Source organism: Pseudoalteromonas sp. Scap03 (genome assembly GCF_013393115.1).
Lineage (GTDB): Bacteria > Pseudomonadota > Gammaproteobacteria > Enterobacterales > Alteromonadaceae > Pseudoalteromonas.
Window position 1 is genome coordinate 2,177,733 of record NZ_VDEU01000001.1, and the last position, 15,768, is coordinate 2,193,500.

Consider the following 15,768-nt stretch of genomic DNA (forward strand, 5'->3'; position numbering starts at 1 on the left):
TTCCAAGTAGGTTGTTTTTTTAAGTGTTTGTATTTTATGCTTTTTAATTGTTTAGTAGGCTTGCTAACTGAGCGTTAGCAAGCAAATTTTACATAAAAGTTTGTAAGAAGGTTATTTTAGCTCATCCGCTACTTCAGCTACTTTTTGGCGTAACCAAATATGACTAGCGTCTCTGTGTAATAAAGGGCTCCATATCATATCAAGTTCAAATGGCGGGATAGGAAAGGGGGGCTCCAGTATTTTAAGCCCAGGATCGTCTAAATAAATATTAGCCGCTTTTGAGGGCAAAGTCGCAACTAAATTTTTCTCTTTGGCTAAGTGAACAGCCACATGGTAGTTACGAGTAAAAGTGGCAATATTACGGTGTTTACCAAAATGAGCCAGTGCCTCATCAACCCAGCCCAGCTTTTGCACATCTTTAGGGTCCATCCCCACACCAACACCAAAGCCTGTTTTACTTACCCAAATATGGCGAGCTTTTAAATAGCTATCTAGGCTAAAGTTTTCAATAATGGGGTTATCTGATTTTACTAAACAACAAAAGCTGTCTTTCCAAATACGTTTATGATGAAACGATTGTGGTAAATTTTCAAAGCGGTTAATCGCCATATCAACTTTACCGTTTTCAACATCGTGAAAGGTAACATCACTAGGGGTTAAAATATCTAAGGTGGTGTCGGGCGCTTCTTCGTGTAGTTTCCCTAATAAACGCGGCGCCATGGTACTGGCCGCGTAATCACTGGCCATGATCCTAAACACTCGCTTACTTTGTTTAGCTTCAAACTCACGGTTAGGTGCCAGAGTTTCTTCAAGAGTCATCAAAATTCCACGAATTACTGGCTGCAACTCAATAGCACGCTCAGTCGGCACCATACCATCGCTGGTACGAACTAAAATAGGATCGTTAAAAAGGTTACGTAGGCGTTTAAGTCCGTTACTCATTGCCGGTTGAGTAATACTAAGCTGGTTTGCAGCACGAGTAACATTACATTCGCGCAGTAATGTATCGAGGTAAACCAGTAAATTTAAATCTATTTTACTTATATTCATTGTGTGTCCTTAACGTTTACCAATAATGGATAAAACGCTGTGCTGTAGGATAGGGATAAATGTGACTCACCTTTCCATTTTTTATATTTTGTTGTGCTTGTTTCCAAAAGTTAACATCAAGTAATTCAGGGTGCGTGCTAGTTAAAAATTGTTTATATGTTGGATTGGGCATAACAAAGGTACATAGCTGCTCTGGAAATACATCCTGAGGGGCAACCGAGTAACTTTGTTCATCCGTTAAATAATCGTCATAACTTTTTGCCTTAGGTAGTGCTCTAAAGTTCATGTCTGTTAAATATTGCACTTCATCGTAATCGTAAAAAATAATCCGTTTGTGCTTACTTACCCCAAAGTTTTTTAACAACATGTCGCCGGGGAAAATATTCACAGCAATCATTTCTTTGAGCGCTTGGCCATACTCTTCTATGGCATCGGCGGCACTTTTTTCATCTGCATTTTCTAAAAACAGATTCAGTGGCGTCATTCGCCTTTCAATATATAAATGTTTTATTATTAACCAGTTACCTTCAATGACCATTGATGATCCAATGGTTTTATACAACTGCGCTAACAAGTTACTATCAAAACGCGCTAAAGGAAATACGACGTTTGAATACTCTATGGTGTCGGCCATTCGCCCTACACGGTCGTGGCTTTTAACCAGTTGATAGCGTTTTAATACCGTATCACGACCAAATGGTTTACTTTCGCCAAATTTATCTTTAATAACTTTAAATACATAACCAAACGAGGGGAGGGTAAATACCATCATCACCATGCCGGGTGTACCAGGTGCAATGGTAAATTGGTCATTAGAATGAGTTAAATGATTCAAAAACTCACGGTAAAACTCAGTTTTTCCTTGTTTATGAAAACCAATGGCGTTGTAAAGCTCGGCTAAAGTTTTATTTGGCATGAGTTGGTTTAAAAACCGCACTAACGCTGAGGGGGCGTGAGTTTCTACCATAAAGTAAGCTCGTGCAAAGCCAAAAATAACCCGCATTTGCGATGACTTAGTCAGTAGGGCATCAAGATATAACCCTTTATCTTCATGATGAAGTACCGCAATGATAAAAGGTTGAACGCCGCTTTGCGATACGACACGTCCTACAATATACGCTGCTTTATTGCGGTAAAACGGCGTGTGTAATATATCAAAACGCATTTGCCAATGCTGGTGGTGAGTATCGGGAGCTTGCTTATAAAACGCTTTTACTAATAAACGAATATCACGCTCAAGGTTGACAAAATCGGCTTTAAAATCAAAGTGGTTAATAATACGTTTAATTGTTGGTTTTAAACCATCCACGACGGGGAAGTAACTTCTATATTCAGCCTCTACTGGCACTGAAGGCGCATCTTTGAGTGTCGCTTCAACGAAAATAAAGTCGTTATGAAAATAGCGGCGGTGGTACAAGCGGCAAAATACAGAATTATAAAATGTTTCGGCAAGCTCAGCCTGCGGGTGAAAACATAAAAAATGCTGGTAAATTTTCTTTACTTCAAGCCATAAACTTTCGTTTAGCTGGTCTGTTTGTTGGCGTTCACGTAAGGTTTTTGTGGTTTCGTTAACCCGATCATCGTAATAACTAATACGTAGGCGGCTAATATCATTAATTGCTTGCCAATCTCTTTTAGCAAACGCATGAGGCGCTTTTGCTGTTGTTCTTTGAAACAGCAGGTAATGTTTTTTAAATCCGGTTAATATTAACTCAGCAATTTGGCGTGGTTGCATCAGTACTCCTTAATTGACGCCTTTGGGTGTTTAGTAAAGTGCCGGTGGATACCATTTAATTTGTAAAAGCGGGTCAAAGGAAATTGCACCACTAAACACGCATTAGAGTTTGTACTCTATAGTTGTTAAGGGTATGTTATTTTATGTTTAAAACCAAGCAAATTAAGATGATATTTATTTAAGTTAGTTAGAGTCTGTTTGGTAGGCATCAATCTTTTTTTGTAATTTCTTAATTCGTTTTTCAATTAATTTTTTATCTTTTTTATATTGCTTATCTAAACTTTTTTGCGTTTTTTTAATATCTTTTCTAATTCGTTTTTTATCATCGGCACTTAATATATGATTCAAGCGTTGTTGTTGTTTAAAATCAGCACGGTCTTTTTCTCGTGAAAGTATAGCGAGTTTATTCTGGTTACTGCGCAGCTCTGCCTCTAAGTTAGTAATTATGGTGTCGCGCTCAAGCTCGTTTAACTGCTTAGTGTAGTTTATTTCTTCACCTGTTTGTTTTGGCTCAGTGGCAGTTATTTTATGCATGGTTGCATTGTTACTACAGGGCAATTGTGAAAAGGTAGTCCCTTTTGGGGTTACGCATTTGTAATAGGTAGTTTGGGCTAGTGCAAGAGAGCTAAAGCATAAAAGGCAGGCAGTAATGATCAGATTAATAACGTTGAACATAATGATGATCCTTTGCGCATTCTGATCGAGTTAAAATGTTTTAATCCTAAAAACTATAACTTAGCTGAGGGGGATAGCAAGTGCAAAGGAGCAATAACAGAAACCAAGCGAGTCAGTTTTAATGGCTCGCTCATATTATGAGGTGCTATTGAGAAAACGTTTTAAGCTTTTTAATACTGTGTACTAAAAACGGAATATCAAGTCCTTGCTCAATAGAAAACCCTTCAGCCGCGGAAATGTTTCTAAAGTTTCCATCACGATCAATCAGCGTAATTCTATCTTTTTTATAAGCAATTACGACACCTTGTGAGTAATTAACGCCAATATTATTGCTTTTACTGTATAAGTTTTCGCCTAGCATAGTTTGCTTAGCAAGCGCATTACAGTTTAAGTATTGGCCAAGGCTAGTAGCAATAATATCACTAGGTTGAATTAAGCCATTCACTTTAGAAATAAACTTATCTGAGCTATATAGCGTTGACGTGGTCACTATTTCATTGCTGTTTTGAGACACACTAAATGCAAAAAACTCAGTAGCATCATCACGAACCGTTGCATTTTCAGTCGCTTTAATCACCCTGATTGCACTGTCTTTGTGTGCTTGCTCGTTAATAAAGCTCAGCTCATCAATACCAAATACTTTTACACTTCGACGTTGGCTTTGCCAAACGGGTAAGGTTTGTTGCTCAATAATGTCGGTTTTATAAAATGCAGGCAGGCCATACACCAAACCAAATAGCATGTCGCTCTGATCGGTGGGTTGTAAAAATTGTTGGTTTTTATAAATGCTTTTTTTGCTAGCAACAAATTTTGTTAACTGCTCGTCATTATCAAAAACTAAAATATCAACTTTAGCCGCGTTGTAATCTTCACATTTTGCTAATGGGGTAGGTATTTGGTAATTAATACCTTGGTTATTAATTTTAACATTATGTGCCTGTTCGTAGCTTTCAACATCCAATAAGTCGTTTTTAGCGAGTAAACTTTTGGCTGTAGTAGGGTACGAAAGTGGCAGTACGTTGTCTTGCTTGGTGATATCAAACTTTAAATTTGCATCAGCCCAAATATGAATGCTGTGGCTTAATGCAAAACAAATCACTAAAAAAGAACCTGCATAACGCGCAAATTTAAATTGCTTTAAGCGTGCTAGATGGTGCCAAGTAAAGTTACTAACTGTAAGCTGAAAGCCTAAAATAAGTAATACAATACTTCCTGCTAGCAAGGTAGTGAGCGCCGGTGAATTTGTTAAGCGGTGCCACAACAGCGAAATAATTTCAGGCAGTGCTGAGGCATTTAAGTGATAGCCTAAGTTAAAATACACATAAGCGTCTAAAGTCAGTATTGAAGCACCTATTGTTGCTATCACTGCCGCCATGCCGCGAATATGCTGCGGATAGGGGAACACTAAACTTAAAGGAAAGACCGTCAGCACAAACGCTAAAAAGGCAATAAAGCTGGTGTGGCTTAGCCACGTAACCACCATATAAGTGATACCTATATTAGTGGTGGGTGGCGAGTCGGCAAATAAATAGCTTAAGCTAATTAAAAGCGCCAGACCAATATTGGCAAATGTAAACCAATGGCCCCAACTTAATAATTGACTTGCTTTCGATGAAAACTGGTTATGCTGCGATAAATTCATAGAGTTTATTTAACCGACTGAGCGAGTGCTTTTGCAAAGTTCTCAGTAACAGCTTGTCTTTTCCCTGTTGGTACATGCTCTTTTAAGATATGCGTGATAGAATTTCCTAAACACATAAGACTTAAATCAACCGGCGCATTGTGTTTTGATAAAACATCAATAAGCTGATCGACGATTTGTTCTACTTCTTCATTAGAGTATTTTGATAAGATTGGCATCAGTTGGTTCAATAAAAATAGTTATATTCCCGTATTTTAACACCAGAGGCGTGAAAAACAAAGATGGCAATAGATGTTAAAAAATTAGTCGTGCACTATGTAGACAAAAAAGATGACGACACCCAAATTCACCTTCGCAACGACGAAATGATGATCAACGACAAAGTTGCTGTATTCATTGAGCAATTACACCACGCCTACAACGGCAAGCCAGGCAAAGGTTTTTGTGCTTTTAGTGGTGAAAAAAACAGTATTGTAGCCTCTACTATGCAAAGCTATCGTAATAATGAGCTTGGCTTTTGGCATATGACCGAGCAGGCATCAACGGTATTAAAAGAAGAGTTAGATAAATACGCCTTTAATGAAACTGGCTACTTAGTATTTTGTCATTATCAGTACGTGGCTACTGATTATATGTTGATTGCCATGATCAACATTAAAGAGCACTACTCCATGACTTCAGAGCTTGATTTAGCCGCATCGCGCCATTTAGATATTTCGCGTATGCAATTGGCTGCTCGCATTGATTTAACCGCATGGGATACCCAAGCAGACGACAATCGTTATATTTCGTTTATTAAAGGTCGTGCAGGGCGAAAAGTGGCTGACTTCTTTTTAGATTTCTTAGGTTGTGAAGAGGGCATTGATCCTAAGCAACAAAGCCAAGTAATGCTAAGCGCGGTAGAAGACTACTTATCAGAGCAAGAATTTAATAAGTCTGAAAAAGACGATTTACGTAAACAAGTATTTGATTATTGTAACGACTGTGTCACCACAGGCGAAGAGGCTAATGTAAGTGAGCTTTCAGCAACGCTGACCAAAGGCGACGACAACCCGTTTGAGAGCTTTTGTAAAGAGCAAAGCTATGACCTAGAAGAGTCATTTCCAGTTGATAAGAAAACAGTAACAAGTATGGTTAAGTTTTCAGGCTTAGGTGGCGGTGTGAGTATTAGCTTTGAGCGTAAACATTTAGGTGAACGTGTAACATACAACGAAGCAACAGATACACTGGTAATAAAAGGCATTCCGCCAAACCTTAAAGACCAACTGCAACGTTTCATGGAACAAGAGCAAGATTAAACTCACGGCGAGCTGTGAGCTATGGGTTTCGGGCCCTGGCTCGTAACCCGATCCCCACAGCCCGTTAACCTTCGATTGTAACTTTACCCTCTAAAAGCGCAGCGTCTCTTAGCTCTCTTTGTGCATAATTTTCTTAAGATCTAATTGCACGGAGAGAAGAGAATGAGGATTAAATGAGAAGATAAAACAGGTATTAGCAGATAACTGGTAGACGTAGAGCTTGCTCACGTGTGAAGCGAAGCTTCAAATGTTTTAACCTTAACCCGCTCCTCGCAGCCCGAACCCCGTTGCCAGTTACATAAATATCAGGCAATAAAAAACCGCGTTAAAATCAATTAACGCGGTTTTTTTATGCTTTGAGCTAAACTTAGTGCTTATTCAGCATTAAGTGTTTTAGTCATTGCTGAGCTAGCACGACCTGCAGGTTTTACCGAGCCAGGGCGAAGGCCACTGTCAGGGATTAACTCACGTTTGTCATGTGCCATTGCAACTGATGTATGCTTGATTTCGCTATCAGCTACAGGTGTTGGCTGTGCCATTGGCGCACTTGCATGTCCAGCTGTAATCACTGTTTTAGCGTTAACATTAGTAGAGCTCGCTTGCGACACTGTCACAGGCTGACTTTCAACTACAGGCGCTTCTTTAGCTTCTACAGGTGTTTCAGTAGCACTAACCGGTGCAGTTTCTGCTTCAACAGCGACTTCTTCAGTTTGTACTGGCTCTTCAGATTTCACTGGTTCTTCAGTTTTCACTGGCTCTTCAGTTTTCACTGGTTCTTCAGTTTTAACTGGCTCTTCAGCTTTCACTGGTTCTTCAGCTTTCACTGGTTCTTCAGTTTTAACTGGCTCTTCAGTTTTAACTGGCTCTTCAGCTTTCACTGGTTCTTCAGCTTTCACTGGTTCTTCAGCTTTCACCGGCTCTTCCGCTTTTACTGGTTCTTCAGTTTTCGCTAATTCTTCTTCAACAATATTTTGCTCGACTGCATCAGAGGCATCAACAGCCGTTTTGTGTGCCTTTGCTTTTAGCTCTGCTTCATATTCAGCTGCAGCTTGATCAGCAACGGGTACAAACGCAGGCGCTTCATCAGAAGACTTTTCTTGCGCGTTTTCACCTTCAGGGCGACGACGACGCTGACCTGATGCACGAAGATGACGTGGTGAACGACGTGAACGAGTGCGTGTTTGCTCTTGTTCTTCATCTTGTGTTACTGCGTTATCGTTTGAATCAACAACAGCTTCTGCTTGTTCTTTAGCAGGTGCAGGTGCTTTTTCAACAACAGGCGTTTGCTTTTCAACAACAGGTGCTTGCTCTTTCACTTGTGGCTTTTCTTCTTTCCCCACAGGTTGCTCAACAGCTTGTTCTATTGTTTGAACTTGCTCAGCACTTTCGTCTTGTACGCGAACTTTTTTGCGTAAATTACGACGTTGACGACGTACCTTAGGCTTTTGCTCTTTTGGCTCAGCATTCTTATCAGATTTAGGCGCAGTATCCGCTTTTTGAGTTGCCTCTGCTTTTACTTGCGTTTTATCTTCTGTTTTATGCTCAGGACGTTTACGCGTATTTGAATTACGACGGCGCTTATTGCGGTTTTCATTCTTTTCTTGCGTATCGCTTACAGGTGCTGAGTCATTTTTAGTTTCAGACTCTGTATTACGTTCGTTGCGTGGTTTATTACGTGGGTTATTATTGCGACGACGTTGGTTGTTACGACGACGATTATCATTACCACGGTTGTTATTGGTACGCTCTTGAGATTTTTTATCTGTAGACTCTTGTGTTGTTTGTTCACTTTCGCTTGCAAATAACGACTTAATCCATTTACCAAGTGCAGTAAATAAGCCAATTTCAGCTTTTGCTTCTACTACCGGCGCTGCTTTTGCTGCTGCTTGTGGAGCAGGGCTAGAAGGCATAACGACACCTTTAAGCTTCGGCTCTTCACGTACAGGTGCTGCAGGCGATTTAGACATTTCAAATGCTTCAGGCTCAGGCGCAACAACTTGCTCATAACTTACTGTTTCAAGTGTTTCGTCTTTACGTAAACGCATAACTTCGTAATGTGGTGTTTCCATGTGTTGATTAGGAATAATCACTACATCACATTTATGATGCTTTTCAATGCGGTGAACGCTACGACGCTGCTCATTTAATAAATAAGCGGCAACGGCAACAGGCACTTGTGCGTTTACTTGTGCAGTGTTGTCTTTAATCGCTTCTTCTTCAATCAAGCGTAAAATTGATAGTGCAATTGACTCGTTTGAACGAATAGTACCTTGACCACTACAACGTGGACAAACACCTTGGCTTGCTTCACCTAGTGAAGGGCGTAAGCGCTGACGCGACATTTCAAGTAAACCAAAGCGCGAAATTTTGCCAATTTGTACACGAGCACGATCTGGGCGAGCAGCATCTTTTAAGCGGTTTTCTACTTCACGTTGATGACGTGGAGGTGTCATATCAATAAAGTCGATAACAATTAAACCACCCAAGTCACGTAAACGAAGTTGACGTGCAATTTCATCCGCTGCTTCTAGGTTGGTGTTAAGTGCTGTTTCTTCAATATCACCGCCTTTTGTTGCTTTAGACGAGTTGATATCAATAGAGGTAAGTGCTTCAGTAGGGTCAATAACAATTGAACCGCCTGACGGTAAACGCACTTCACGTTGGAACGCAGACTCAATTTGGCTTTCAATTTGGTAATGCGTAAATAATGGTGTGTCACCTTGATAAAGCTTAACGCGGCTCATAAAGTCAGGACGAAAACGCTCAATGTGCGCTTTAGCTTCTTCAAAAACACGTGGTTTATCAATTAAAATTTCGCCAATGTCACGACGTAAATAATCGCGAATAGCGCGGAAAATAACGTTACTTTCTTGGTGAATTAAGAATGGCGCTTTAGCACTGTCTGCCGCTTGTTGAATGGCTTCCCAGTGGACTAATAATGCTTTTAAATCGTAGTTTAGTTCTTCAAACGATTTACCAACACCCGCAGTACGTACAATTAAGCCCATACCTTTAGGTAGTTCTAAACGGCTTAGCGACTCTTTAAGTTCAGTACGCTCATCACCTTCGATACGGCGAGAAATACCGCCAGCACGAGGGTTGTTAGGCATAAGCACTAAGTAGCTGCCGGCAACACTGATAAAGGTAGTTAATGCTGCACCTTTTTGGCCGCGCTCTTCTTTATCAACTTGTACGATTACTTCTTGACCTTCTTTGATCACGTCGCGAATATTCGGACGACCATGGAAGGTGTAACCTTGCGGGAAGTAAGTACGAGCAATTTCTTTTAATGGAAGGAAACCATGACGATCAGCACCGTAGTCAACAAATGCTGCTTCTAAAGATGGTTCAATGCGTGTGATTTTGCCTTTATAAATATTGGCTTTTTTCTGTTCGTGACCTGGGCTTTCTATATCTAAATCATATAGGCGCTGGCCGTCAACCAGTGCTACGCGCATTTCTTCTTGCTGCGTTGCATTGATTAGCATACGTTTCATAATGTTACTCTACTAGTTTATGTCGCTGACATGACGATGTTTTTCTCGCCTGTTCAGGTGTTCCTATTTTTAGAATGTGCAGCCTCACGACTGGGTCTTTAACGGAACGGCTCTGTATTTTGGTACGCAGTATTTTAAATGCCGGCAAACAATAGGGTGTTATCACGCTATTAAATTCTAAAAGGATTCAAATGTGTCGGCTATTTAGCTCAATACACGTTTTATCCAGAAGTTGGCCTGTCATATCAATCTTATTAAATGCATTCATATTAGGTGCGTAGGGCTCTTTAGGTTCAAACCATAGTTTCGTTTTTAAAACTACCGTTATCTATTTTATGAGCAAAAATCGCTACCGATGTTAATGAACGCTTATTTATTAGATTTTTTTAGTTCTAAATAAGCTGCTGTACGTTACTACTACAATATTTGAGCGAATTCTGAACGGCGTGTTTTTACGCCGTCACTATCAGACAAATTATCTGTTCATTGCTTTTACTATCACATTAAAAATCAATTCATGTTCAAACTTAACCTGCAATATATTACGCGCATTGCCGTTAGTTGTGCGCACGTGTTAACTGGGTATGTATAAAAGCTTTGGAAAACTTAACTCGGATCTGTATGATCGGTTACCCAGAATGTGCATCACGAATGTTTTGTTGTGTTAAAAAGCACCGTTGTTATTTGCAAATACTAAATATTTGCGCTGCTGATTATCCCACTATTATAACCGTGTTAGCAACTAAATTATTTTACTTAAATCAGTGATTAGGCAATGTCAGAAAAAACCGGCTTACAAGTAACTTTTGTCACTATCAACGAAGACCACTTAGGTCAGCGTATTGATAACTTTCTTATTACCCATTTAAAAGGGGTGCCTAAAAGCGCAGTTTACAAAATTCTTCGTAAGGGTGAGGTGCGTGTAAATAAAAAACGTATTAAGCCTGTTTATAAATTGCAGCTAGACGACGTTATTCGTATACCGCCAATTAGAGTGTCAGAGCGTGAAGAGTTTGTACCGTCAAAACTCGATAAAGTAACGCGCCTCGAAGACGATATATTATTTGAAGATAAATACCTGATTGTTATTAATAAGCCCTCAGGCATGGCTGTTCATGGCGGTAGTGGCTTAAGCTACGGGCTTATTGAAGCATTACGCGTTTTACGCCCAGAAGAGCGTAGCCTTGAGCTTGTGCATCGGTTAGACCGCGATACCTCAGGTTGTTTACTTATTGCTAAGCGTCGCTCAGTGCTGACCGCTTTGCATGAGCAATTACGCGAAAAAACCATGGAAAAAAATTACTGGGCATTGGTAGAAGGCCAATGGGACTCGAAAACGAAAAATGTAACGGAAGGTTTGCGTAAAAATACCCTTAAATCGGGTGAGCGCGTAGTACGTGTTGATAACACGGAAGGCAAACCGTCGCATACCCGTTTTAAAGTGCTTGAGCGTTATAACGATTGTTCATTAGTACAAGCATCCCCTGTAACTGGTCGTACTCACCAAATTCGTGTGCACACTCAGTGCCAAGGTCATGCCATTGCCTGTGATGACAAATACGGCGACCAAGGATTTGACGAGTCAATGCGTAAACGTGGTTTAAACCGCTTATTTTTACACGCCCATGATTTAAGCTTCTATCATCCGAAAAACGAAACCACTATGCGAGTAGAAGCACCGCTTGATAAAGCACTATCAAGCTGTTTAGTTAAACTTAGAGCAGCAAAAGCGTGAATGTAACGCCGATTAAAAAATATAAACTGGTGATTTTTGATTGGGATGGCACCATTATGGATTCAATTAGCAAAATCGTTAATTGCATTCGCAAAAGTGCCCAATCGCTTAATATTGAGCCGCCAAGTGATACCGCCAGTAAAAATATTATTGGTTTATCGCTTGAAAACGCAATCGCAACCTTGTTTCCTGACCACCGAGAGCATCACGAAGCGCTTATTGCAGGATATAAACAGCAATATGCACTTGATACCACCCCAACACCGGTGTTTGATCATGTTGCACAGGTACTTACTGCGTTAAAAAGCCAAGGTGTAATTTTGGCCGTGGCTACAGGAAAAAGCCGAGTAGGGTTAGATCGTTTATTAGGTGAAAGTGAACTGAGTCACTTTTTTAGTGCTACGCGAACCAGTGACGACGCTAAATCAAAGCCTGCTCCCGATATGCTTTATCAATTGCTTGAAGAGCTAGGGGTAAGTGTTGATGAAGCGCTAATGATAGGCGACACCCAAATAGATATGGCAATGGCAAAAGCCGCTGGCATGGATAGAATAGGGGTAACCATGGGCGTGCACAACGCTGCGCAATTAAACGAATTAACCCCGATTGCAACCGTTGACAACTATCAGCAGTTGCAAAATATATTACTCGGTTAATCAGTTAATTTGCGCTAGGCATTTGCGCTGCTAATACATCAACACCAAACTCAGCCAATAATTGGCTGAGTTTAATCAGTGGTAAACCAATTAAGCTGTTTGGATCATCACCACTGAGTCTTTCAAATAAACAAATACCCAAGCCTTCACTTTTAAAACTTCCTGCACAGTTATAAGGTTGCTCTGCATCGCAATAAGCACTTATTTGCGCCGTTGTTAACGTTTTAAAGGTTACATTGAATGGCTCAACAATGGTTTTGCATTGCTTAGTATGAATATCGAACACACACAAGCCCGTTAAAAAAGTGACTGTTTGCCCGCTAAATAAGCTCAATTGCTTTATTGCGTTTTCTTTATTGTGCGGCTTACCTAATATTTGACCATCAAATACAGCAACCTGATCGGAGCCAATTGCGAGGCCTTGGTCAAAATGATCGACGGCTGCAGCGGCTTTTAATTCGCTGAGGCGCTTAACAAGCATGGTTGGTGTTTCGTTTTTATGCGGCGTTTCGTCAACATCGGGCGAAAACGTTTCAAACGGCAGATTAAATTTTTGTAATAAAGACTGCCTAAATGGCGAGCTTGAGGCTAATATAAGGGAGTGCTTCATGGCATGTTTTCCTAGCGTAAATCAGATTGAGTTAGGATAAATCAGATCCGTGAGTAAAACACGTGAAAAACAACGTAAAATTGGTTTTTTACTTTGACTAACTTACTAACTATCTATATGATGCAGCCCCTATGCAAAAGGTGAAAATTCCCATCACCCTTCATCCGGGCAAAGCAGCTCAGCATCGTTTAAAGTATGACGGCGTTGTACCGCTTGAGAAACTTCCTCGTTTACGAGGGGTTATCCAGGAAGAAGTAGGTGAAATAGCGGTAAAAATTCATTGCAAAAACGATGAGCAAGGTTTAGTTGTGATTAGTGGCAATTTGTCCACACACGTAACTGTCACTTGTCAACGTTGTAATGGTGATTTAGGGTTGGATTTGGATCAAGACTTTGTGTATTCGCCAGTCGGTTTGGATGCAGAGTCAGATGATCTTCCAGAAAGCTACGACGAAGTAGCACTTGATGAAAATGGTGAAATAGACGTATTTGAGTTAATCGAAGACGAACTTATTTTAGCAGTGCCATTAGTGCCTACCCACAACGAAGCTTCATGCAGTTATACAGCAGAGCCTGCCAGCTTTGGTGTTTTAAAGGCGGAAGATGATAAACCAAATCCATTTGATATTTTGAAACAACTTAAGAAAGATTCTTAGGAGAAGACTATGGCTGTACAAAAAAGCAAAAAGTCTCGTGCAAGACGCGGCATGCGCCGTTCACACGATGCGATCAGTGGTCCAACTTTAACTGTAGACCAAACATCTGGTGAGACTCATCGTCGTCACCATGTGACTGCAGATGGTTACTACAAAGGCGTTCAAGTAATTTCTAACTAAGAGATTGCTTATATGCTGACTAATCTAACCATAGCGTTAGATATGATGGGGGGCGATTATGGCCCCCGTTCATCTATCCCCGCAGCCGTTCGTGCGGTAAATGCTAATGCCAACTTAAAACTCATTTTATGTGGCAACGAGCAAGTAATAGCTAAACAACTAGAATCACTCGATTCACTTTCTCATCCCAGATTAATTATTCGCCATTGTAACGATGTTGTTACCAATGCCTGCGAACCCGCTGTTGCTGTTCGCTCAAAAAAAGATTCTTCCATGCGAGTTGCCCTTGATTTAGTTAAATCGGGTGAAGCGCAAGCCTGTGTTAGCTCTGGCAATACAGGAGCGCTATTTTTTATGGCGCATTACGTATTAAAAATGCTTCCAGGGGTGAAACGTCCCGCACTTATCTCTGCTGTACCTACTGAACGTAAAAATCCCGTTTACTTACTCGACTTAGGCGCTAATGTGCATTGTGATGCGCAAATGCTGTATCAGTTCGGCATTATGGGCTCTGTGGTTGCAGGCCAAGCACTTGGCTGCGATAACCCTAAAGTGAGTTTATTAAATATTGGTGCTGAAGATATAAAAGGCCATGAAGAAATTAAGCAAGCCGCACAATTAATGCAACAAAGCGAGCTGATTAATTATATTGGTTACAGTGAAGGCAGCGATATTTTTTCTGGCAAAGCCGATGTTATTGTCTGTGAAGGCTTTGTTGGTAATGTTGCACTTAAAACCTGTGAAGGCATTGCTAAACTTATCATGAAAAAGTTTACCCGTGCCCTCGAAAAGCACGTCGTTTACAAGTGTATGGCGTTTATGTTGGCGCCAATCATAAAAAAACTCTATAAAAGAGTGAACCCCGACCAGTATAACGGCGCTTCTCTGGTAGGATTGCGCGGTATTGTTGTTAAAAGCCATGGAAATGCCTCAGCTAAAGCATTTCATGCCGCAATCGACGAAGCAGTGAAAGAAGTAGAACGTCAACTTCCAGATAAAATAGCTGCTATTTTCGAAAAAACACATTCTAAAGACACGGCGGTTGAATAACAGTTAACGTGCCGTGTTACACATTATTTATTTTGTTTAATTATAAGAGCAAATTATGGCACAAAAAATTGCACTTCTTTTTCCAGGTCAAGGCTCGCAAACTGTGGGTATGTTACAAGAGCTACTAGCGAGTTCTGACATAGTAAAAGCTACATTTGCAGAAGCTTCAAGCGCACTTGGTTACGACCTAGCAGACCTTGTACTTAACGGTCCAGAAGAAAAACTAAATCAAACACACCGTACTCAGCCTGCACTATTAACTGCAAGCGTTGCTATTTATCGTCATTGGTTAGCTGCAAATCCAGATGCAGACGTCGTTATGGCAGGTCACAGCCTGGGTGAGTACTCAGCTTTAGTATGTAGCGATGTGATCAGTTTAAGCGAAGCCGTAAAATTGGTTGAAAACCGCGGTTTATACATGCAAGAGGCCGTACCTGCTGGTGTAGGTTCTATGGCCGCAATTATTGGTTTAGGCGACGATGAAATTAAAGCCGCTTGTGCAGCAGCGGCACAAGGTGAAGTGGTTTCTCCAGTAAACTATAACTCGCCAGGGCAAGTGGTTATTGCCGGTCATAAAGATGCAGTTGATAGAGCCTCTGTTGCTTGTAAAGAAGCCGGAGCAAAACGTGCACTGCCATTATCGGTAAGCGTACCGTCGCATTGTGAACTAATGAAACCAGCCGCAGAAAAATTAGCCGCCGATTTAGCCGCTTTAACATTTAATACACCTAAGTGTGATGTAATTAATAATGTTGATGTAAAAGCTGAAGGTTCAGCAGATGCAATTAAAGAGGCATTAGTGCGTCAGCTATATAGCCCAGTACGTTGGACCGAAACGGTACAAGCACTGGTTGCACAAGGTGTAACGCAAAGTTATGAATTTGGTCCTGGTAAAGTACTAACCGGGCTTGCAAAACGTATTGATAAAGCGATGGTGTGTGGTTCAGTTAACGACCTTGCATCAATCGATTCAGCTAAATAAGA

The 15,768-nt window shown here is 40.7% G+C and carries 14 protein-coding genes; 7 read left to right on the top strand and 7 right to left on the bottom strand.

Annotation, left to right across the window (positions count from 1 at the left end):
• Positions 1-111 precede the first annotated feature (111 nt).
• The 5 genes from FHG08_RS09925 to FHG08_RS09945 all read right to left on the bottom strand — a co-directional run bounded on the left by FHG08_RS09925 (position 112) and on the right by FHG08_RS09945 (position 5,320).
• Positions 112-1,050: a LysR family transcriptional regulator gene (locus tag FHG08_RS09925; protein WP_008468187.1), complete on the bottom strand. Its 939-nt coding sequence runs from the start codon at positions 1,048-1,050 to the stop codon at positions 112-114.
• Between the two features lie 16 nt (positions 1,051-1,066).
• The gene (gene aceK / locus FHG08_RS09930; protein ID WP_178955743.1) at positions 1,067-2,785 is read right to left on the bottom strand and encodes a bifunctional isocitrate dehydrogenase kinase/phosphatase; all 1,719 of its coding nucleotides are present in this window, start codon (positions 2,783-2,785) and stop codon (positions 1,067-1,069) included.
• A gap of 183 nt (positions 2,786-2,968) precedes the next feature.
• Positions 2,969-3,460: a DUF4124 domain-containing protein gene (locus FHG08_RS09935; protein WP_178955744.1), complete on the bottom strand. Its 492-nt coding sequence runs from the start codon at positions 3,458-3,460 to the stop codon at positions 2,969-2,971.
• Positions 3,461-3,605: 145 nt separating this feature from the next.
• Positions 3,606-5,102, bottom strand: coding sequence for a DUF3413 domain-containing protein (locus tag FHG08_RS09940; RefSeq protein WP_178955746.1), 1,497 nt, complete (start codon positions 5,100-5,102; stop codon positions 3,606-3,608).
• A 5-nt stretch (positions 5,103-5,107) separates the two neighbouring features.
• On the bottom strand, positions 5,108-5,320 hold the full coding sequence (locus FHG08_RS09945; protein ID WP_008109847.1) for a DUF1414 domain-containing protein: 213 nt from the start codon (positions 5,318-5,320) through the stop codon (positions 5,108-5,110).
• Positions 5,321-5,383: 63 nt separating this feature from the next.
• Between FHG08_RS09945 and yejK the strand changes: the two genes are divergently transcribed.
• Positions 5,384-6,400 carry a nucleoid-associated protein YejK gene (yejK, locus tag FHG08_RS09950; RefSeq protein ID WP_178955748.1) on the top strand — a complete coding sequence of 339 codons (1,017 nt, stop codon included), beginning with the start codon at positions 5,384-5,386 and terminating at the stop codon, positions 6,398-6,400.
• Positions 6,401-6,774: 374 nt separating this feature from the next.
• Here the strand turns inward: yejK and rne are convergent, their stop codons facing one another.
• Positions 6,775-9,897, bottom strand: coding sequence for a ribonuclease E (rne, locus tag FHG08_RS09955; protein ID WP_178955750.1), 3,123 nt, complete (start codon positions 9,895-9,897; stop codon positions 6,775-6,777).
• 775 nt (positions 9,898-10,672) lie between these two features.
• Here rne and rluC point away from each other — a divergent pair.
• Both rluC and FHG08_RS09965 read left to right on the top strand, forming a co-directional pair.
• A complete protein-coding gene (gene rluC, locus FHG08_RS09960) occupies positions 10,673-11,632 on the top strand; it encodes a 23S rRNA pseudouridine(955/2504/2580) synthase RluC (protein WP_054200702.1) in 960 nt (319 codons plus the stop codon).
• Positions 11,629-12,288 carry an HAD-IA family hydrolase gene (locus FHG08_RS09965; RefSeq protein WP_178955752.1) on the top strand — a complete coding sequence of 220 codons (660 nt, stop codon included), beginning with the start codon at positions 11,629-11,631 and terminating at the stop codon, positions 12,286-12,288. The genes rluC and FHG08_RS09965 overlap by 4 nt, the downstream gene beginning before the upstream one ends.
• Before the next feature lie 4 nt (positions 12,289-12,292).
• On the opposite strand, the gene FHG08_RS09970 is transcribed toward FHG08_RS09965, so the two are convergent.
• The gene (locus FHG08_RS09970) at positions 12,293-12,898 is read right to left on the bottom strand and encodes a nucleoside triphosphate pyrophosphatase (protein WP_178955753.1); all 606 of its coding nucleotides are present in this window, start codon (positions 12,896-12,898) and stop codon (positions 12,293-12,295) included.
• 131 nt (positions 12,899-13,029) lie between these two features.
• On the opposite strand from FHG08_RS09970, the gene yceD reads away from it, so the two are divergent.
• The 4 genes from yceD to fabD are packed head-to-tail and all read left to right on the top strand — an operon-like array spanning position 13,030 to position 15,766.
• Positions 13,030-13,554 carry a 23S rRNA accumulation protein YceD gene (gene yceD / locus FHG08_RS09975; protein WP_008109862.1) on the top strand — a complete coding sequence of 175 codons (525 nt, stop codon included), beginning with the start codon at positions 13,030-13,032 and terminating at the stop codon, positions 13,552-13,554.
• Positions 13,555-13,563: 9 nt separating this feature from the next.
• A complete protein-coding gene (gene rpmF / locus FHG08_RS09980; protein ID WP_008109865.1) occupies positions 13,564-13,734 on the top strand; it encodes a 50S ribosomal protein L32 in 171 nt (56 codons plus the stop codon).
• 12 nt (positions 13,735-13,746) lie between these two features.
• Entirely contained in the window at positions 13,747-14,784 is a 1,038-nt protein-coding gene (plsX, locus tag FHG08_RS09985) for a phosphate acyltransferase PlsX (protein ID WP_008467405.1), read from the top strand.
• Positions 14,785-14,839: 55 nt separating this feature from the next.
• Positions 14,840-15,766 (top strand): ACP S-malonyltransferase, encoded by a 927-nt coding sequence (gene fabD, locus FHG08_RS09990; protein ID WP_178955755.1) that lies wholly within the window; start codon positions 14,840-14,842, stop codon positions 15,764-15,766.
• Positions 15,767-15,768: the final 2 nt, after the last annotated feature.